Origin of the sequence: Pseudomonas sp. MNR3A, from assembly GCF_009650575.1 — a bacterium.
Lineage (GTDB): Bacteria > Pseudomonadota > Gammaproteobacteria > Pseudomonadales > Pseudomonadaceae > Aquipseudomonas > Aquipseudomonas machongensis.
This window is the reverse complement of sequence record NZ_VZZS01000019.1, coordinates 136,190-154,960: the sequence shown is the minus strand read 5'-3', so window position 1 is coordinate 154,960 and position 18,771 is coordinate 136,190. Positions and strand designations below refer to the sequence as shown.

Below are 18,771 nucleotides of genomic sequence, written 5' to 3'. Positions count from 1 at the left end.
GGATGTCCTGAAGTACGAGGTGAAAAAACGAGATGCGCATCTTACCGGTCCTGGCGCGCGCGTTAAAGTTCCCTGCCCCTATCCCGCGTCGGACGGGGGCTGGCCGCCCGCCGATCCGAATTTCATCAAAGCCGCTGTTGGCCATTGGCAGCTTGCGGAAAGTGGGGTAAGGTGGCGCCACTGTGCTGCACGTGACACCGAGAATCTGTTTGATGCACGATCCTGATCGGCCCATCGCTGAATTTTCCGCTCTCTTTGCACTCAGTCCCGGCCAGGGCAATTCCTGAGCCGAAATCTACTTTGTCCAAGGAGACAGACACATGTCCAATCGCCAATCCGGTGTTGTTAAGTGGTTCAACGATGAGAAGGGCTACGGCTTCATCACTCCTCAGTCGGGTGACGACCTGTTCGTACACTTCAAAGCCATCCAGGCTGACGGCTTCAAAACCCTGAAAGAAGGCCAGGCTGTTACTTTCGTCGCTACCCGCGGCCAGAAAGGCATGCAGGCTGAAGAAGTTCAAATCGCCTAAGTCGATTTAGCTTCCTCGCTTTCAAAAAAAACCCGCCTTCCGGCGGGTTTTTTTGTGCCTGCGCAAAACGACGCAAGCCCAGCAGGAACGGCTTGTGCCGCTCCTGCTGGGCTTGCGTAAGCCGGCGGATCAATCTTCGCTGATGGTAATGCTCGGCATTGCCGGCGCCGCCGCTTCCTGTAGCACGATCCGAGCCCCCACCTGACGGGCCAGCTCCTGGTAGACCATGGCAATCTGGCTTTCCGGCTCGGCGATCGCTGTCGGCTTGCCGCTGTCTGCCTGCTCGCGAATCAGCATCGACAGCGGCAACGACGCCAGCAACTCGACACCATACTGCGCCGCCAGCTTCTCACCGCCACCTTCACCGAACAGGTGCTCGGCATGACCGCAGTTCGAGCAGATGTGCACCGCCATGTTCTCCACCACACCGAGGACCGGGATGTTGACCTTGCGGAACATCTCGACACCCTTCTTCGCATCCAGCAGCGCCAGGTCCTGCGGGGTGGTGACGATCACGGAACCGGCTACCGGCACTTTCTGCGCCAGGGTCAGTTGAATGTCGCCAGTGCCCGGCGGCATGTCGATCACCAGGTAGTCGAGGTCGTCCCAGGCGGTCTGGGTCACCAGTTGCAGCAAGGCGCCGGAAACCATCGGGCCACGCCAGACCATCGGTGTGTTGTCGTCGGTCAGGAACGCCATCGACATCACCTCGACGCCATGGGCCTTGATCGGCACGAACCACTTCTGCTCGCGAATCTGCGGGCGGGTGCCTTCGGGGATCCCGAACATCACACCCTGGCTTGGGCCGTAGATGTCCGCATCGAGAATACCGACCCTCGCGCCCTCGCGAGCCAGGGCCAAGGCCAGGTTGGCGGCAGTGGTCGACTTGCCGACGCCGCCCTTGCCCGAAGCCACGGCAATGACATTCTTCACATTGGCCAGCGCAGGCACCTGGGCCTGGGCCTTGTGCGTGGTGATCAGCGTATCGATGCTCACCTGCGCCGACGTCACGCCTTCGAGGTTCTCGATCGCCGTTTGCAATACCTGAGCCCAGCCGTTGCGAAACAGTGCAGCGGCATAGCCCAGCTGCAACTGCACACTGACCTGCCCACCTTGAATGTCGATCGCCCGCACGCAACCGGCGCTGACCGGGTCCTGGTTCAGGTAGGGGTCGGTGTACTGGCGAAGCACGCCTTCAATGGCGGCACGTGTGACGGCACTCATGGAGACTCCCGTGGCATTCCGAAAAAAGTGAATCAGGCGCCTATGCTAACCCGTCAACCGTCAGCAGATGCGTGTGCGGGGTGAAATATATTTCCCAGCCCTTTATAGTGGCCGATCATCCTCAATTTTTACCCGTCGCCAGATAAGTAGCCGAGCCACCATGTCCGAGCCACGCCAGATTCTCGTCACCAGCGCCCTGCCCTATGCCAATGGATCCATCCATCTCGGCCATATGCTTGAGTACATCCAGACGGACATGTGGGTACGCTTCCAGAAACTGCGTGGCAACCAGTGCATCTATGTCTGCGCCGACGACGCCCACGGTTCGGCGATCATGCTGCGCGCAGAGAAAGAAGGCATCACGCCCGAGCAGTTGATCGCCAACGTCCAGGCCGAGCACAGCAGTGACTTCGCCGACTTCCTGGTCGAGTTCGATAACTTCCACTCCACCCACAGCGAAGAGAACCGCGAGCTGTCGAGCCTGATCTACACGCGCCTGCGTGAAGCCGGGCACATCGCCAATCGCTCCGTGACCCAGTACTACGACCCCGAGAAGGGCATGTTCCTGGCCGACCGCTTCATCAAGGGCACCTGCCCCAAGTGCGGGACCGAGGACCAGTACGGCGACAACTGCGAGAAGTGCGGTGCCACCTACGCCCCCACCGAGCTGAAGAACCCCAAGTCGGCGATTTCCGGTGCCACGCCAGTACTGCGCGACTCCCAGCACTTCTTCTTCAAGCTGCCCGACTTCCAGGCCATGCTGCAGCAGTGGACACGCAGTGGCACCTTGCAGGACGCGGTCGCCAACAAACTCGCCGAGTGGCTGGATTCCGGTCTGCAGGAGTGGGACATTTCCCGTGACGCGCCGTACTTCGGCTTCGAGATTCCGGGCGAGCCGGGCAAGTACTTCTATGTCTGGCTGGATGCGCCGATCGGCTACATGGCGAGCTTCAAGAACCTCTGTGATCGCCGCCCGGAGCTGGACTTCGACGCGTTCTGGAACGCAGACTCCAAAGCCGAGCTGTATCACTTCATCGGCAAGGACATCGTCAACTTCCACGCTCTCTTCTGGCCCGCCATGCTCGAAGGTGCAGGTTTCCGCAAGCCGACTGCCGTCAACGTGCACGGCTACCTGACCGTCAACGGCGCGAAGATGTCCAAGTCTCGCGGCACCTTCATCAAGGCGCGCACCTACCTCGACCACCTGCAGCCCGAGTACCTGCGTTACTACTACGCAGCCAAGCTGGGCCGCGGGGTCGACGATCTCGACTTGAACCTCGAGGACTTCGTGCAGAAGGTCAACTCCGACCTGGTCGGCAAGGTAGTCAACATTGCCAGCCGCTGCGCAGGCTTCATCCACAAGGGCAATGAAGGCGTAATGGTTGCTGGCGACGCCGCACCGGAGCTGACCGAAGCCTTCCTGGCCGCCGCACCCTCGATTGCCGATGCCTACGAGGCCCGTGACTTTGGCCGTGCCATGCGCGAAATCATGGCCCTGGCCGACCGCGCCAACGCCTGGATCGCCGACAAGGCACCGTGGTCGCTGGCCAAGCAGGAAGGCAAGCAGGATGAAGTCCAGGCCATCTGCGCCCAGGGCATCAACCTGTTCCGCCAACTGGTGATCTTCCTCAAGCCGGTACTTCCAGTGCTGGCCGCCGACGCCGAGGCCTTCCTCAACGTCGCACCGCTTGAGTGGAACGACCTGCAGTCGCGCCTGGAAAACCACAAGCTGAACCCGTTCAAGGCCCTGATGAGCCGCATCGAGCCGGCCAAAGTCGAAGCCATGGTCGCCGCCAGCAAGGAAGACCTGCTGGCCGCCGAAGGCAAGGCGCCGGCCGGCAACGGCGAGCTGGACAAGGACCCGCTGTCGGCCGAGATCGAGTTCGACACCTTCGCCGCCGTCGACCTGCGCGTGGCGCTGATCGTCAAGGCCGAGGCCGTAGCCGGTGCTGACAAGCTGCTGCAACTCACCCTCGACATCGGCGACGAGCGTCGCAACGTGTTCTCCGGCATCAAGTCGGCCTACCCGGACCCATCGAAGCTCGAAGGCCGACTGACCATGATGGTAGCCAACCTCAAACCTCGGAAAATGCGCTTTGGTGTTTCCGAAGGCATGGTCATGGCCGCCGGCCCTGGCGGTGAAGAGATCTACCTGCTGAGCCCGGACAGCGGCGCCAAGCCAGGTCAGCGTATCAAGTAAGACCCTCTTGCCCAGGGGGTCGTCCTGCGATCCCCTGGCTTGCCTCCTCTTTGGGCATTTCCAATGCCTGCTCCCTGCCGGATAATCGTTCCATCCCCGGCCCTCGGCACCTCCATGAGCGATTTCGTCCTGGTTCTGGTCAGCGCCGCGCTGGTCAATCACCTGATCCTGCACAGCGGCACGCCCGACCGTGCACGCCTGCACCTGCTCGGTCTGTGCAGCGCACTGTCGATGCTGTTGATGGTGCCCGCAGCCCTGGTGCTGCGCCAGCCGCAGCTGGCAGGGCTGCAGCTGTTGCTGGCGTTGCCATTGCTGGCGCTGCTGGCGTGGGGCGTCCCGACGGCGCTGGCGCGCCTGCGCCCTCATTGGCCGGTACAGAACCTGGCGCCGCTGCTGCTGGGCAATGTCGCGGTGCTAGGCTTGCTGTTGCACTTGGCCACATCGCAATCCAGCCCAGCCGCTACTGGCGCCTGGGCGCTGGCCCTGGGAATGGGGTTCTGGCTGGCACTGGCATTGTTCGACGACCTGCGCCAACGTCTCGATCATCCTGACATGCCCCGCGCTTTTCGCGGCCTGCCGATCGAGCTGATCAGTGCTGGAGTCATGGCCATGGCCTTTTCTGGCCTCAACGGACTGTTCACACAATGAACCTGATTCACCGCATCGACGCCCTGCTACCGCAGACCCAGTGTGGCAAATGCGATCACGCAGGCTGTCGACCTTACGCAGAAGGCCTGGCGGCGGGCGAAGCGATCAACAAATGCCCGCCTGGCGGCAGCGAAACCATCGCCGCCCTGGCCCAACTGCTGCAGGTGCCAGTGATCGCTCCGGCCCCCGAGCGCCGCGCGGCGCCAGCGCAGGTCGCTTTCATCCGCGAAGCCGAGTGCATCGGCTGCACCAAGTGCATCCAGGTCTGCCCGGTAGATGCCATCGTTGGTGCCAGCAAGCTGATGCATACCGTGATCGCCAGCGAATGCACCGGCTGCGACCTGTGCCTGGCGCCCTGCCCGGTCGACTGCATCGAGCTGCAGCCACTGCCGGACAACTTGGTGCCGATCGTCGGTGGACTGGCGCAGACCGCCGAGCATTTGGTCGCTCGCAGCCATCGTCGCAATCAGGCGCGATTGCGCCACGAACAACGAACCGTACGCCTGCAGCGCGAAGAAGCGCGCCGCCAGGCCGAGCGCCAAACCCGAGTTCAGCGCATCACCGGCATGCAAGGGGCTGATCAGGAGAGCGCGCTGAAACGGGCCAAGATCGCTGCGGCCATGAGCCGTGCTCAGCTGAACGCCGCGCGTGGCGCCCTGGGCGCGACAGTGGACCAGGCACAGCATGCGCAGGTCCAGCGACTGGAGGCGGCAGCGCAGAAGGCGCAGCAACAGCTCGATGCGCTACTGGTCGGACCGGGCCATGCAGACGCCTGACAGCCGCCAGCGCAATGCCATGGGCCAGGTGCTGCTGGCCTGTGTCCCTGGCCTGCTATGCCTGCTCTGGTTGCAGGGGTGGGGCGTGCTGTTCAACCTGTTGTTGTGCAGCGCAACGGCACTGACCTGCGAGGCGGTATCGCTGTATCTGCGTGGCCAGCCAATACGTCCTTTCCTCAGCGACGGCAGCGCTCTGGTCAGCGCCGTGCTGCTGGCGATCGCCCTGCCCACCCTGGCTCCCTGGTGGCTGCCGATGACCGCGGTGCTGGTGGCGATCCCCCTGGGCAAGCACGCATTCGGCGGCGTCGGCCGCAATCCGTTCAACCCGGCCATGCTGGGATACGCCTTCGTGCTGCTGAGCTTCCCGCTGCAAATGACCCACTGGCCGACGGGCAACCTCCAACTGGCAGACAGCCTGGGCCTGGTATTCGGCGACGGCACGCAGATCGATGCCTGGGCCGGCCCCACGGTACTCGACGTGCTGCGCCACAACCGCAGCCTGACCGTCGACGAGCTGTTCGCCAGCAACCCCAGCTTCGGTAACCTCGGTGGGCGCACCAGCGAATGGCTGAACCTGGCATTCTTGCTGGGCGGCATCTTTCTCCTGCAGCGCCGCGTGTTCAGCTGGCATGCCCCAGCGGGGCTAGTGGGTGCGCTACTGGTCGTCAGCCTGCTGTGCTGGAACGGCTCGGGGTCGGACTCTCACGGCTCACCGTTGCTGCACCTGTTCAGCGGATCGACCATGCTGGCGGCCTTCTTCATCGCCACAGAACCGGTGTCCGGCCCTCGCCTGCCGCTAGCCCGCCTATTGTTCGGCATCGGCTGCGGGCTGCTGATCTACTTGATACGCACCTGGGGCAGCTACCCCGACGGCACGGCTTTCGCCGTACTGCTGATGAACCTGGGAGCACCGGCGCTCGATCGCCTTGCAGCCCGGCGCCAGGCCCTCACATCATGAACGCGAGGCTGCGCGACCTGCTCTACCTTGCCTTGGTCGCCGTCCTGGCCGTCGCCGCCACCCTGGTCTGGCGGCAGTGGACATCTGCGCCCATTGCCGATGCCGCACGAGAGCTGCAAGAACAACAATGGCTGGCGGTGCTGCCCCCACAGCGGTACGACAACGATCCACTGCAAGCGCCTCTACCCATTACCAACACTGAACTGCAGCACAGCCGGCTACTGGGCGGCTACCGCGCAACCCTGGTCGGCACTACCAGTGCCATCGTGCTACGCAGCCAGACCCAGGGATATGCTGGCCCCATCATGCTGTCGATCGCCATCGATCCCAATGGCCGCCTGATCGCGACACGGGTGCTGACACAGGAAGAAAGCCCGGGGCTCGGCGGGCAACTAGGCGACCCTGCGAGCCACTGGATTGAGCAATTCGACCGGCAAGGCGCAGAGGCCAACTGGGCGGTGAAACGCGATCAAGGCGACTTCGACCAGTTGGCCGGCGCCACCGTCACCTCACGCGCAGTGATGGCGGCCTTGCAGGATGCCCTGCGCTACTTCGATGCACATCGCAGCAGTCTGTTGGAGCACACCACCGATGAATAGGTTCTGGCTGCTGGGCAGTGCCCTGGCCCCTTTGCTCGGCGCCACCCAGACGCTGGCGAACGCGCTGGCAATCGGATTGTCGACCCTGTTGCTGGTACTCGGCCACCAAGCGCTGATGCGACCTCTGCGCCGCATGATCGGTGCCCCGCGGATCATCGCCAGCCTGATACTCGCCGCCGCCCTGGCGAGCTGCCTGCAATTGGGCCTGAACGCCTGGGCGCTCCCGCTGGCGCTGAGCCTGGGCCATTATCCTGCCCTGCTGAGCCTGCACTGCCTCGCTGTGGATACTCTGGCACCGCGCACTGGGCGCTGGCCGGCGCTCATCCGGCACCTGCTGGGCCTGCTGGGCCTGTACCTGATATTGGGTGCCTGCCGCCAATGGCTGGGACAGAGTGCCGGCATCCACCTGGCGGTTTTGACACCCGGCGCATTGATACTGCTCGGCCTGCTGCTGGCCTTGTACAATCGCCTGCGTCCGGCCCCTGCCACCTCAAGCCGTCAAGGAACGCTTTGACCCCATGAATGCCGCCAAACGCCTGGAGATCTTCCGCAGGCTGCACGAAGACAATCCTGAACCAAAAACCGAATTGGCCTATACCACGCCCTTCGAACTGCTGATTGCCGTCATCCTTTCCGCGCAGGCGACGGATGTCGGCGTCAACAAGGCGACCGCGCGGCTCTACCCTATCGCCAATACACCCGAGGCTATTTATGCCCTGGGGGTCGAGGGTTTGAGCGAATACATCAAGACCATCGGCCTTTACAACAGCAAGGCGAAGAACGTCATCGAGACCTGCCGCTTGCTGATAGAGCAACACGGCAGCGAAGTCCCGCAAACGCGCGAAGCACTAGAGGCATTGCCCGGCGTCGGTCGCAAGACTGCGAACGTGGTGCTCAATACCGCCTTTGGCCAACTGGCCATGGCGGTCGATACGCACATCTTCCGCGTCAGCAATCGCACCGGCATCGCGCCGGGCAAGACGGTACTGGACGTCGAGAAGAAGCTGATGAAATTCGTACCAAAGGATTACCTGCTCGACGCCCACCACTGGCTCATTCTCCACGGGCGCTACGTCTGCCAGGCACGCAAGCCACGCTGCGGCAGCTGCAGGATCGAAGACTTGTGCGAGTACAGGGACAAGACCTCTGACGATTGAGGCAATAGCGAAAAACCAACCAATTCGATTGAAAAAATCTTTTTTACCGACTCCGTGATTCTCGCTATAAGGACGGCCAATGGCCCTTTGGCTTGGAGTGACACATGAGCACCGATAAAGACGAGCTGATCGAAGATGATTTCCCTGCGCAGGACGAAGACGAACCCCAGGTAGAAACCGCGAAGACCAACCTCAGCAAACGCCGCACCATCGACAATCTGTTGGAAGAACGGCGCCTGCAAAGGCAGCTGGCTGATTTCGATTACGATCTGTAGCGCCGCGAAAAAGCCTCCCGCAAAGGAGGCTTTTCTGTTTCAGGCCAAGCCATGACGCTGGGCCAGCTCGATCAGATCGACCAATGACCGGGCATTGAGCTTGAGTAGCAGTCGGGTCTTGTAGGTGCTGACAGTTTTGTTGCTGAGAAACATGCTGTCAGCGATTTCCTTGTTCGTGCGCCCCCTTGCCAACTGTTGCAATACCATCATTTCACGCCCCGAGAGGCGTTCGACCATCTCCGTCTCACTGCCGCCAGTGACACCGCTGCGGGTCTTGTGCAACGCCTGGTTGGGAAAGTAGCTGTAACCCGACAGCACGGCCTTGATTGCACTGAGCAGCTCGGTCAACTCCTGCTGTTTGCACACATAACCTGCAGCCCCGGCCTGCATGCAACGCATGGAGAAATGCCCCGGTGCCTGCGATGTCAGTACCAATACCTTGCTGCCCGGACTTGCAGCGGTCATCCGCGCGATCACTTCGAGGCCGTCGAGTTTGGGTATACCGATATCGAGCACGACGATATCCGGCAGACACTCTCGGGTCAGTTGCAGCGCATCCACCCCATTGTCCGTTTCCGCCACCACTTCATATCCATGCCGCTCCATCAACATACGTACGGCCAAGCGAATGACCGGATGATCATCCACGATAAGTACTTTATTCATGGGATATCCATTGATCCATTATTCTAGTTTTGACACGCCAAGATAACCGAGCCAATAGCGTAATGGCGCAGCCATTCCCTGATAGAGAGCACTCAAAGATGAAACTTACATCGTTAATAGAAACTTCCTACACCCATTGCGCAGCACGAATCGATGTCTATCCATTCGGCAACATGCTCGTGAAAACTAGCATGAACAGGAAAAGCGACAGGTGGGGATAACGCCTCAAAGCGGTGGGACATTTCGATCTTCTGATAAAGAAACATTTATTGCCCTGCCAGCAAACCGGTGTTCTTTCCTGATGAGGAAAGAGCAGACGTTTTCACAGGGAGCCAGAAGCGATACAGATGCGCTGACACCAGGAGATCGAATGCCATGAATAATCCCGCAAAGATCACCCCCTTGGGAATTATCGCCATCTTCGCCAGCGTCATCGAAGCATCGGCGATCGCCTCGCTACCGTTTCTGAACCCAGAGAGCCAGATGATGTACACCTGGTTTCTAATAGGGTTTCCGTTCTTTCTGACAGTACTGTTCTTCCTGACCCTCAACTTCAACTACGAATCGCTCTACACGCCGGAACACAGAGCCGTTCACCGGTCAGCCGACGATCATGGCGAGGGTGAAGCAGCCACGCTGTTCGGGTCGGATGTGCGCCAGACCATCGAAACCGAGATCCTGCCCGAGCTGATTAAACCCCCACAGCACGAACGGCGCTGGACGCTCTATAACCTGAGCGCCCACTCCTGCATCCAACTGTCGGTGCGTGCCATCAAGAAAGGAGAAAAGATTGCGCTGTAGATACAGAAGGGCAAAAAAAACCCGGCCAACAAGGGCCGGGTTTTTACAACCTGCCAAAACTCAGAGCAACGAACGGCCCTTGTTGGCGGCAATGCGCATGCGCAGTGCGTTGAGCTTGATGAAGCCGGCAGCATCGGCCTGGTTGTAGGCGCCGCCGTCTTCCTCGAAGGTCGCGATGTTGGCGTCGAACAGCGAGTCATCCGACTTGCGACCCACCACGGTGACATTGCCCTTGTACAGCTTCAGGCGCACGACACCGTTCACATTGGTCTGCGAAGCATCGATCATCTGCTGCAGCATCAGACGCTCGGGGCTCCACCAGTAGCCGGTGTAGATCAGGCTGGCGTACTTGGGCATCAGCTCATCTTTGAGGTGAGCGACTTCGCGGTCCAGCGTGATGGACTCGATGGCGCGGTGAGCACGCAGCATGATGGTGCCGCCAGGCGTCTCGTAGCAGCCGCGCGACTTCATGCCGACGTAGCGGTTCTCGACGATGTCCAGGCGACCGATGCCGTTGGCGCCGCCGATGCGGTTGAGGTCTGCCAGCACGGTGGCCGGGGTCTTCTCGACGCCGTCGATGGCGACGATGTCACCATTGCGGTAGGTCAGCTCGATGTAGGTGGCCTGGTCAGGGGCGTTCTCCGGAGAGACGCTCCAACGCCACATGTCTTCCTCGTGCTCGGTCCAGGTATCTTCCAGGACACCGCCTTCGTAGGAGATGTGCAGCAGGTTGGCGTCCATCGAGTACGGCGACTTCTTCTTGCCGTGACGCTCGATCGGGATGCCGTGCTTCTCGGCGTAGTCCATGAGTTTTTCGCGGGACAGCAGGTCCCACTCACGCCATGGTGCGATGACCTTGACACCTGGCTTGAGCGCGTAGGCACCCAGCTCGAAGCGCACTTGGTCGTTACCCTTGCCGGTGGCGCCGTGGGAAATGGCGTCAGCGCCGGTTTCGTTGGCGATTTCGATCAGGCGCTTGGCGATCAGCGGACGGGCGATGGAGGTACCCAGCAGGTACTCGCCTTCATACACGGTGTTGGCGCGGAACATCGGGAAGACGAAATCTCGCACGAACTCTTCGCGCAGGTCGTCGATGTAGATTTCCTTGACGCCCATTGCCTGTGCCTTGGCACGGGCCGGCTCGACCTCTTCACCCTGGCCAAGATCTGCGGTGAAGGTCACCACTTCACAGTTGTAGGTGTCTTGCAGCCACTTGAGAATCACCGAAGTATCAAGGCCGCCGGAATACGCCAGTACGACCTTTTTTACGTCCGCCATGCCATCACTCCACGGGGTTGTACGGAAAGCCGTCGATTCTACCGATCTCGCGGGGGAATTTACAGTGGCGCGACAGCTTGTGATGACAAAGCGACAGGAAATGTCGTGAGCGCGACCCGTGGTCGCAGTCAGACTTTCTTCGCACCCGCCGGCAATGCCGCAGGCACGCTGGCCGGCGTAGCGGCCGCCGGCTGCGCCGGGGCGGCAGGTGTTGCATCGCGAGGCTTTTCTGTAGGTTTCTCGATCGGCGTTACACGGTCGAGCTGGATGTTGACCCGGCGGTTGCGGGCGCGGTTGGCGGCTGTATTGTTTTTGGCCAGCGGGTAGCGCTCGCCATGGAAACGTACGGTGATCTGCTCTTCCGGCACACCGTGGGCCTTGAGGTATTCAGCCACCGCCAGCGCGCGACGGCGCGAAGCGTCGCGATTGGTCAGGCGGTTACCGCTGTTGTCGGAGTGCCCATCAAGCTCGATGTGATTGACCGATGGGTCGGCCTTCAGATAATCGAGTATCACGTCCAGGCGCGCGCGCGCCGCACTGTCCAGATCGAAGCCGGTGCCGGGGAACGGCACCTGCGTCTGGCGAATCTGGTCATAGTTCATCGGCAGGAGTTTGGCGGCACACAATTGGTAGTCGCTATAGGCCTTGGCGAAACTCACCGGCAGCACATGCACCTCCATCGGCCGACCGCCCTCGCCGGCGTAGTTGCGCACCACGGTGCTGCGACCGTCCAGCAGACCATTGATCAAGCGGCTGGCCTGGCCCTGCGAAGTGCTGAACAGCACGCCATTGCGGCCCATGCGCACCGCCCCCAAGTTGATGTCGCCACGCCCGGGCTGCCAAGGGGCAGCGGCGGCCAGCAGCGTTGCCGATCCTGCGCCCAGTGCATTGCTGTCCGACCGCAGCTGGAAGACCGGCTGCTCACCTGCACGACGCACGAACTCACCGCTGCCAAAACCGTCGATCGGCTGGATCAGCCGGCACTCGAACTGGTCGCCCTCGACCTTCCAGGCAATGTTCTCCATGCGGGTCTGGAAGGTAAGTGCTCCGGCCGGCAGGCTGGCACACAGGCTGAACAGGAGTAGGTAACGCTGGCGCACGGGCGGCTCCACAGATTCTGACGGCTTACCTGCAGGCTATCGGACGCTCGTCGGAAAACTTGATAGCCGTGCTGCCCACTGGGTTTTCCGGTAGCATTGACGCCTGAGTTCGAACCGCCTGGAAACCCCAATGTCCGATCGCCTGACCCTCCTGCGTCCCGACGACTGGCACATCCATCTGCGCGATGGTGCTGTGCTGCAACATACCGTCGGCGACGTGGCGCGCACCTTTGCCCGCGCCATCATCATGCCCAACCTGGTTCCGCCGGTACGCAACGCCACCGAAGCCGACGCCTACCGCCAGCGCATCCTCGCCGCCCGTCCGACGGGCAGCCGCTTCGAGCCGCTGATGGTGCTGTACCTGACCGACCGTACCAGCCCCGAGGACATTCGTGCAGCCAAGGCCAGCGGCATCGTCTACGCCGCCAAGCTCTACCCGGCCGGTGCCACGACCAACTCCGACTCGGGCGTGACCAGCATCGACAATATTTTCCCGGCGATCGAAGCAATGGCCGAAGTCGGCCTGCCGCTGCTGGTCCACGGTGAAGTGACGCGCTCGGAGATCGACGTGTTCGATCGCGAAAAGCGCTTCATCGACGAGCACATGCGTCGCCTGGTCGAACGTTTCCCGACGCTCAAGGTGGTGTTCGAGCACATCACCACCAGCGATGCCGCGCAGTTCGTCACCGAGGCGCCCGCCAACGTCGGCGCCACCATCACCGCCCAGCATTTGCTGTACAACCGCAACCACATGCTGGTCGGCGGTATCCGCCCACACTTCTATTGCCTGCCGATCCTCAAGCGCAACACCCACCAGGTGGCATTGCTTGACGCGGCCACCAGCGGCAACCCGAAATTCTTCCTCGGCACCGATTCGGCGCCACACGCCAAGCACGCCAAGGAAGCGGCCTGCGGCTGCGCCGGCTGCTACACCGCCTACGCGGCCATCGAGCTGTACGCCGAAGCCTTCGAACAGCGTAATGCCCTGGACAAACTGGAAGGTTTCGCCAGCCTGCACGGCCCGGCGTTCTATGGCCTGCCGGCAAACACCGACACCATCACCCTGGTGCGCGAGGACTGGACCGCCCCGGCGAGCCTGCCGTTCGGCGACACCACCGTGGTTCCGCTGCGCGCTGGCGAAACGCTGCGCTGGCGCCTGCTGGAGGACAACGCGTGAGCGAAGACCTTTACGATGACGACCAGGACGGTCAGGTAAGCAGCAGCTCGCGCCACCCGATGGCCGAGCGTTTCCGCGGCTACCTGCCCGTGGTAGTAGACGTCGAGACCGGCGGTTTCAACAGTGCCACCGACGCGCTGCTGGAAATCGCCGCCGTCACCATCGGTATGGACGAGAAGGGCTTCCTCTTCCCGGAACACACCTACTTCTACCGTGTCGAGCCTTTCGAAGGCGCGAATATCGAAGCGGCGGCGCTGGAGTTCACCGGCATCAAGCTGGACCACCCGCTACGCATGGCCGTGAGCGAAGAAAGCGCGCTCACCGATATCTTCCGCGGCGTGCGCAAAGCGCTGAAAGCCAATGGTTGCAAGCGGGCGATCCTGGTTGGCCACAACAGCAGCTTCGACCTGGGCTTCCTCAACGCGGCGGTGGCGCGCAACGATCTCAAGCGCAACCCCTTCCACCCGTTCTCCAGCTTCGACACCGCGACGCTGGCCGGCCTGGCCTATGGCCAGACCGTACTGGCTCGGGCCTGCCAGAGTGCCGACATCGACTTCGATGGGCGCGAGGCGCATTCGGCACGTTACGACACCGAGAAGACCGCCGAGCTGTTCTGCGGGATCGTCAACCGCTGGAAAGAGATGGGCGGCTGGCGCGACTTCAACGACTGAGTCGAAATCCGGGAGTGCACAGCGCTCCTTGGATACCAGACACAAAAAAACCGGCCACATGGGCCGGTTTTTTTTGCGCGTGGCGATTACAGCTTGCCAGCGTTCTCGCTCAGGTACGCCGCAACACCTTCTGGCGAAGCGTTCATGCCCTTGTCGCCTTTCTTCCAGTTGGCCGGGCAGACTTCGCCGTGCTCTTCGTGGAATTGCAGGGCGTCGACCAGACGCAGCAGCTCGTCCATGTTGCGGCCCAGTGGCAGGTCGTTGACGATCTGCGAACGGACAACGCCGTTCTTGTCGATCAGGAAGGCGCCACGGAAAGCTACGCCGCCTTCGGACTCGACGTCGTAGGCCTTGCAGATTTCGTGAGTGATGTCGGCAGCCAGGGTGTACTTGACCTGACCGATACCGCCGTTGTTGACCGGGGTGTTACGCCAGGCGTTGTGGGTGAAGTGCGAGTCGATCGAAACGCCGATCACTTCCACGCCACGGGCTTCGAAGTCAGGAATGCGGTTGTCCAGGGCGATCAGCTCGGACGGGCAGACGAAGGTGAAGTCCAGCGGGTAGAAGAACACCAGGCCGTACTTGCCCTTGATGGCCGAAGCCAGGTTGAAGCTGTCGACGATCTCGCCGTTGCCCAGCACGGCTGGAACGGTGAAGTCCGGGGCTTGTTTACCAACGAGCACGCTCATTCGTTATCTCCTGATGATGGTGAAAAACCGTTGCCCGGGCGAGGCTTGCACGCCCGGCATCCAACAAAGGCCGACCATCATACACGGCTTATCGTGACAGACCGAATCGAACCATCGGTCGCGGGAAGATGAAGCTTTCTTCAAGTGCTTTGACAAGCATTCTCATTACCATTAAGCTCCACTCCATCGACTCAACCAGCGATGGTCTGACCTTATGTATGTATGTCTCTGCGTCGGCGTGACCGATGGACAGATCCGTGATGCGATCTACGAAGGATGCTGCAGCTACAAGGAAGTCCGTGCCGCCACCAACGTCGCCAGCCAGTGCGGCAAGTGTGCGTGTCTCGCCAAGCAGGTGGTCCGCGAAACATTGACCGATCTCCAGCTCAGCCAACAGGCCGTCCTGCCTTACCCGGTAGAATTTAACGCCGCCTGAAACAACCGATTTCGAAGAACCGGACCTCGCGTCCGGTTTTTTTATGCCTGTAATTCAATAAGTTAGCCTTCGAACGCGGTTCACAAACATTCTTATTCCTATTAATTTTCACTTATTATTCAAGAACTTAGGTTTGACACGTGAAGTTGTCGGGCTCAAACTTCCTGCATTGGCACACTTCTACAGGGCAGGAACCCGATCATGAAAGGCGACGTAAGCGTCATCCAGCATCTCAACAAGATCCTCGGAAACGAGCTGGTCGCGATCAACCAGTACTTCCTGCACGCACGCATGTACGAAGATTGGGGCCTGAACAAGCTCGGCAAGCACGAGTACAAGGAATCCATCGACGAGATGAAGCACGCTGACAAACTGATCAAGCGTATTCTCTTCCTCGAAGGCATCCCCAACGTGCAAGACCTGGGCAAGCTGTTGATCGGCGAGCACACCAAGGAAATGCTCGAGTGCGACCTGAAGATCGAGCAGAAAGGCCTGGTTGACCTGAAAGCCGCCATCGCGCACTGCGAAACGGTCGGCGACTTCGGCTCGCGCGAATTGCTCGAAGACATCCTGGAGTCCGAGGAAGAGCACATCGACTGGCTGGAAACCCAGTTGGGCCTGATCGACAAGATCGGCATCGAGAACTACCTGCAGTCGCAGATGGGCGAAGAATAAGCCTCCCTGGATAGCACCCATGAAAAAGCCCCGCCTAGGCGGGGCTTTTTCATGCCGGCGAAAAACCTGGATCAGGCTTCGGAAGCCTTGGCCTTGGCGGCTGCGTCCTTGATCAGGGTCTGCAGCTCACCCTTCTCGAACATCTCCAGCACGATGTCGCTGCCACCAACCAGCTCACCACCCACCCACAGCTGAGGGAAGGTTGGCCAGTTGGCATACTTGGGCAGGTTGGCGCGAATTTCCGGGTTCTGCAGAATGTCGACGTAGGCGAATTTCTCGCCACAACCCATCACAGCCTGCGAAGCACGGGCCGAGAAGCCGCACTGCGGGGCATTCGGCGAGCCTTTCATGTAAAGCAGAATGGTGTTGTTGGCAATCTGCTCTTTGATTGTTTCGATGATATCCATGGAGCACCTCGGCTGAACTTTCCGACACGGTCGTCGGCACGGTGAGGCATTGTATCGGAAAGCCGAGTGTCGTGCTTGGTAATGGACCTGGAGCGTTGAGCAGGTCCATTACGCAATCAAGCCGCCTCCACCTGCACCGGCACACCATTGAGCGCGGCATTGCCCGACAACGCGTCGCGCAGCAATTCATCGGTCAGGTCATTGGCGCTCACTCCCGGTTGGGCGTGGGCGATCTGCAAACGTACCCCCTGGCGACCGTGCCCGTAGCCATGTGGCAGGCTGACCACTCCCGGCATTACCTCCTCACTGGCAAGCACCTGCACCTCCAGACTACCGGTACGCGAGCGAACCCTCACCCACTGCCCGTCCTCCAGCTGGCGCTGCTGCAAGTCCTGCGGATGCATCAGCAACTGGTGGCGGGGCTTGCCTTTGACCAGGCGATGGTAGTTGTGCATCCAGGAATTGTTGCTGCGCACATGCCGGCGCCCGATCAGCAGCAACTGGTCGGGCTCCATCGGCACCTGCCGGGCCAGGCGCTGCAGATCGTCGAGCAGCACCTGCGGTGCGGCCTCCACCGCCTGGGCCGGAGTGCGCAAGCGGGTTGCGAGGTTCGGCTGCAACGGCCCCAGATCAAGGCCATGGGGATGCTCGTCCAACACCTGCAGTGACAGCCTCCAGGACGACGCCTCGCCACGCGGCCCCTTGCGCAGCGCCAGATCGATCATCTGCGCTGGAGGCAGGGTCGGCTTGAGCTCGAGCGCCGCACGCTCGGCGAACGCCCGGGCCAGCCCGACAAAGATCTCCCAATCATGCAGCGCCCCCTCAGGCTTGGCCAGGATAGCCCGATTGAAGCGGGTGACGTTACGCACTGCCAGCAGGTTGAAGGTGCTGTCGTAGTGATCGTTTTCCAGTGCGGACGTGGAGGGCAGGATCAGGTCTGCGTGGCGAGTGGTTTCATTGATGTACAGGTCGATGCTGAGCATGAACTCAAGGCCCGCAAGAGCCCCATCGAGCTGGCGACCATTGGGAGTGGACAACACCGGGTTGCCGGCGACGGTCACCAGCGCCCTCACCTGCCCTTCGCCGGGTGTCAGCACTTCCTCGGCCAACGCTGCAACCGGCAGCTCCCCGCCGTACTCCGGGAGGCCCGAAACCCGACTCTGCCACTGGTTGAAATGACCGCCCGAGGTGCTGGCGACCAGGTCAACCGCAGGCTCGGTGCACAGTGCACCACCTTGGCGGTCGAGGTTGCCGGTGACCAGGTTGATCAGTTGCACCAACCAATGGCAAAGCGTGCCGAAGGTCTGGGTGGAGACGCCCATGCGCCCGTAGCACACGGCACTGCCGGCCGCGGCGAAATCTCGCGCCAACTGGCGAATCTGACCCGCCTCGATGCCGCAAAGCGGACTCATGGCCTGCGCCGTGAAGGGCGCGATCGCCTCGCGCACCTGCTCAAGCCCATTGACCGGCAGGTGCGAGCCTCGCGCCAGGTTTTCGCTGAACAAGGTATTGAGCAGACCACACAGCAGCGCGGCATCACCGCCAGGACGGATGAACAGGTGCTGGTCGGCCATCGCCGCCGTTTCACTGCGTCGGGGGTCGATCACCACGAGTCGTCCGCCGCGCGCATGCAGCGCCTTCAAGCGCTTTTCCACGTCCGGCACGGTCATGATGCTGCCATTGGACGCCAATGGATTGCCGCCAAGGATGAGCATGAAATCGGTGTGGTCGATATCCGGGATCGGCAGCAGCAGGCCATGGCCATACATCAGGTGGCTGGTCAGGTGCTGGGGCAACTGGTCGACGGATGTGGCGGAAAACCGGTTGCGCGTCTTGAGCAGCCCCAGAAAGTAGTTGCTGTGAGTCATCAGCCCGTAATTGTGCACGCTGGGATTGCCCTGGTAGACCGCCACGGCATTGCGCCCATGCGCCTGCTGGATACTCCACAAGCGTTCCGCAGCCAGCGCGAAGGCCTCTTCCCAGGTGATCGGCTCCCAGCGCTCCCCCACGCGCCGATGAGGCTGGCGCAAGCGGTCAGGGTCTTCCTGGATGTCCTGCAGCGCCACCGCCTTCGGACAGATGTGCCCACGGCTGAACGGGTCCTGCGGATCGCCCTTGATCGCGCTGATCGACGCCCGCCCGTCAGGCGCATGGCTGACTTCGATATTGAGCCCGCAGATTGCCTCGCACAGGTGACAAGCACGGTGATGCAGGGTCTTGGTCATGGCCGCCTCTGCCTTGTTGTTCTGGAAGCGCTGACTATGCCCCCGACCGCCCACCGATGCCACGCCGCTTAGTCACGTGAATCGGGCGTCATCAGGCACACGATTCGCGACACGGCGTTTGCCAAAGCCCCGCCAAGCCGTGTACAACCTCTGTAGAAAATAAAAAACAGACCTTCCACAAGGGTTTACGACACCCTTTGAAACAGCCCCGCTGTTTCCCCTCTTGGTTTCAGGCGACATTTAATTATAGTATTGCGCCTTTCCCTATTCCGTCCGCCC

The 18,771-nt window shown here is 61.3% G+C and carries 21 protein-coding genes; 14 read left to right on the top strand and 7 right to left on the bottom strand.

Annotated elements, in window-relative coordinates:
- The first annotated feature begins 320 nt into the window (after positions 1-320).
- Positions 321-530, top strand: a complete 210-nt coding sequence (locus F6X62_RS15185; protein ID WP_003254922.1) for a cold-shock protein — start codon at positions 321-323, stop codon at positions 528-530.
- 129 nt (positions 531-659) lie between these two features.
- Here F6X62_RS15185 and apbC read toward each other — a convergent pair whose 3' ends face one another.
- A complete protein-coding gene (gene apbC / locus F6X62_RS15180) occupies positions 660-1,754 on the bottom strand; it encodes an iron-sulfur cluster carrier protein ApbC (RefSeq protein ID WP_153774015.1) in 1,095 nt (364 codons plus the stop codon).
- Between the two features lie 160 nt (positions 1,755-1,914).
- Between apbC and metG the strand changes: the two genes are divergently transcribed.
- The 8 genes from metG (at position 1,915) to F6X62_RS25210 (ending at position 8,367) form a co-directional block, all read left to right on the top strand.
- Positions 1,915-3,954: a methionine--tRNA ligase gene (gene metG / locus F6X62_RS15175; RefSeq protein ID WP_153774014.1), complete on the top strand. Its 2,040-nt coding sequence runs from the start codon at positions 1,915-1,917 to the stop codon at positions 3,952-3,954.
- Between the two features lie 114 nt (positions 3,955-4,068).
- Positions 4,069-4,602, top strand: a complete 534-nt coding sequence (locus F6X62_RS15170) for an Rnf-Nqr domain containing protein (protein WP_153774013.1) — start codon at positions 4,069-4,071, stop codon at positions 4,600-4,602.
- A complete protein-coding gene (locus tag F6X62_RS15165) occupies positions 4,599-5,378 on the top strand; it encodes an RnfABCDGE type electron transport complex subunit B (protein WP_153774012.1) in 780 nt (259 codons plus the stop codon). The genes F6X62_RS15170 and F6X62_RS15165 overlap by 4 nt, the downstream gene beginning before the upstream one ends.
- Positions 5,365-6,336 (top strand): RnfABCDGE type electron transport complex subunit D, encoded by a 972-nt coding sequence (locus F6X62_RS15160; RefSeq protein WP_153774011.1) that lies wholly within the window; start codon positions 5,365-5,367, stop codon positions 6,334-6,336. The genes F6X62_RS15165 and F6X62_RS15160 overlap by 14 nt, the downstream gene beginning before the upstream one ends.
- Positions 6,333-6,935 (top strand): RnfABCDGE type electron transport complex subunit G, encoded by a 603-nt coding sequence (locus F6X62_RS15155; RefSeq protein WP_153774010.1) that lies wholly within the window; start codon positions 6,333-6,335, stop codon positions 6,933-6,935. The genes F6X62_RS15160 and F6X62_RS15155 overlap by 4 nt, the downstream gene beginning before the upstream one ends.
- The gene (locus tag F6X62_RS15150; protein WP_153774009.1) at positions 6,928-7,449 is read left to right on the top strand and encodes an Rnf-Nqr domain containing protein; all 522 of its coding nucleotides are present in this window, start codon (positions 6,928-6,930) and stop codon (positions 7,447-7,449) included. Before F6X62_RS15155 ends, F6X62_RS15150 begins: the two co-directional genes overlap by 8 nt.
- A gap of 4 nt (positions 7,450-7,453) precedes the next feature.
- Entirely contained in the window at positions 7,454-8,092 is a 639-nt protein-coding gene (nth, locus tag F6X62_RS15145; protein ID WP_153774008.1) for an endonuclease III, read from the top strand.
- Positions 8,093-8,196: 104 nt separating this feature from the next.
- A complete protein-coding gene (locus F6X62_RS25210) occupies positions 8,197-8,367 on the top strand; it encodes a PA3496 family putative envelope integrity protein (RefSeq protein WP_054891786.1) in 171 nt (56 codons plus the stop codon).
- Positions 8,368-8,406: 39 nt separating this feature from the next.
- Here the strand turns inward: F6X62_RS25210 and F6X62_RS15140 are convergent, their stop codons facing one another.
- Positions 8,407-9,033 (bottom strand): response regulator transcription factor, encoded by a 627-nt coding sequence (locus F6X62_RS15140; RefSeq protein ID WP_054925636.1) that lies wholly within the window; start codon positions 9,031-9,033, stop codon positions 8,407-8,409.
- Between the two features lie 375 nt (positions 9,034-9,408).
- Here F6X62_RS15140 and F6X62_RS15135 point away from each other — a divergent pair, with 375 nt between their 5' ends.
- Positions 9,409-9,834 (top strand): hypothetical protein, encoded by a 426-nt coding sequence (locus F6X62_RS15135; RefSeq protein ID WP_153774007.1) that lies wholly within the window; start codon positions 9,409-9,411, stop codon positions 9,832-9,834.
- A 60-nt stretch (positions 9,835-9,894) separates the two neighbouring features.
- Here F6X62_RS15135 and F6X62_RS15130 read toward each other — a convergent pair whose 3' ends face one another.
- Both F6X62_RS15130 and F6X62_RS15125 read right to left on the bottom strand, forming a co-directional pair.
- Complete coding sequence (locus tag F6X62_RS15130) at positions 9,895-11,112, bottom strand: argininosuccinate synthase (protein ID WP_054891789.1); 1,218 nt, start codon at positions 11,110-11,112, stop codon at positions 9,895-9,897.
- A 128-nt stretch (positions 11,113-11,240) separates the two neighbouring features.
- Positions 11,241-12,212, bottom strand: coding sequence for an OmpA family protein (locus F6X62_RS15125; RefSeq protein ID WP_153774006.1), 972 nt, complete (start codon positions 12,210-12,212; stop codon positions 11,241-11,243).
- A gap of 130 nt (positions 12,213-12,342) precedes the next feature.
- Between F6X62_RS15125 and pyrC the strand changes: the two genes are divergently transcribed.
- The gene (gene pyrC / locus F6X62_RS15120) at positions 12,343-13,389 is read left to right on the top strand and encodes a dihydroorotase (RefSeq protein WP_151925379.1); all 1,047 of its coding nucleotides are present in this window, start codon (positions 12,343-12,345) and stop codon (positions 13,387-13,389) included.
- Complete coding sequence (rnt, locus tag F6X62_RS15115) at positions 13,386-14,060, top strand: ribonuclease T (protein ID WP_054891792.1); 675 nt, start codon at positions 13,386-13,388, stop codon at positions 14,058-14,060. The genes pyrC and rnt overlap by 4 nt, the downstream gene beginning before the upstream one ends.
- 86 nt (positions 14,061-14,146) lie before the next feature.
- Here the strand turns inward: rnt and F6X62_RS15110 are convergent, their stop codons facing one another.
- A complete protein-coding gene (locus F6X62_RS15110) occupies positions 14,147-14,749 on the bottom strand; it encodes a peroxiredoxin (protein WP_054891793.1) in 603 nt (200 codons plus the stop codon).
- A 214-nt stretch (positions 14,750-14,963) separates the two neighbouring features.
- Between F6X62_RS15110 and F6X62_RS15105 the strand changes: the two genes are divergently transcribed.
- Both F6X62_RS15105 and bfr read left to right on the top strand, forming a co-directional pair.
- Complete coding sequence (locus tag F6X62_RS15105; RefSeq protein ID WP_082420909.1) at positions 14,964-15,185, top strand: bacterioferritin-associated ferredoxin; 222 nt, start codon at positions 14,964-14,966, stop codon at positions 15,183-15,185.
- Positions 15,186-15,386: 201 nt separating this feature from the next.
- Complete coding sequence (gene bfr, locus F6X62_RS15100; RefSeq protein ID WP_054891795.1) at positions 15,387-15,860, top strand: bacterioferritin; 474 nt, start codon at positions 15,387-15,389, stop codon at positions 15,858-15,860.
- A 71-nt stretch (positions 15,861-15,931) separates the two neighbouring features.
- On the opposite strand, the gene grxD is transcribed toward bfr, so the two are convergent.
- The gene (gene grxD / locus F6X62_RS15095) at positions 15,932-16,267 is read right to left on the bottom strand and encodes a Grx4 family monothiol glutaredoxin (RefSeq protein ID WP_039575941.1); all 336 of its coding nucleotides are present in this window, start codon (positions 16,265-16,267) and stop codon (positions 15,932-15,934) included.
- Between the two features lie 116 nt (positions 16,268-16,383).
- Positions 16,384-18,492 carry a molybdopterin oxidoreductase family protein gene (locus tag F6X62_RS15090; RefSeq protein ID WP_153774005.1) on the bottom strand — a complete coding sequence of 703 codons (2,109 nt, stop codon included), beginning with the start codon at positions 18,490-18,492 and terminating at the stop codon, positions 16,384-16,386.
- Positions 18,493-18,771 lie beyond the last annotated feature (279 nt).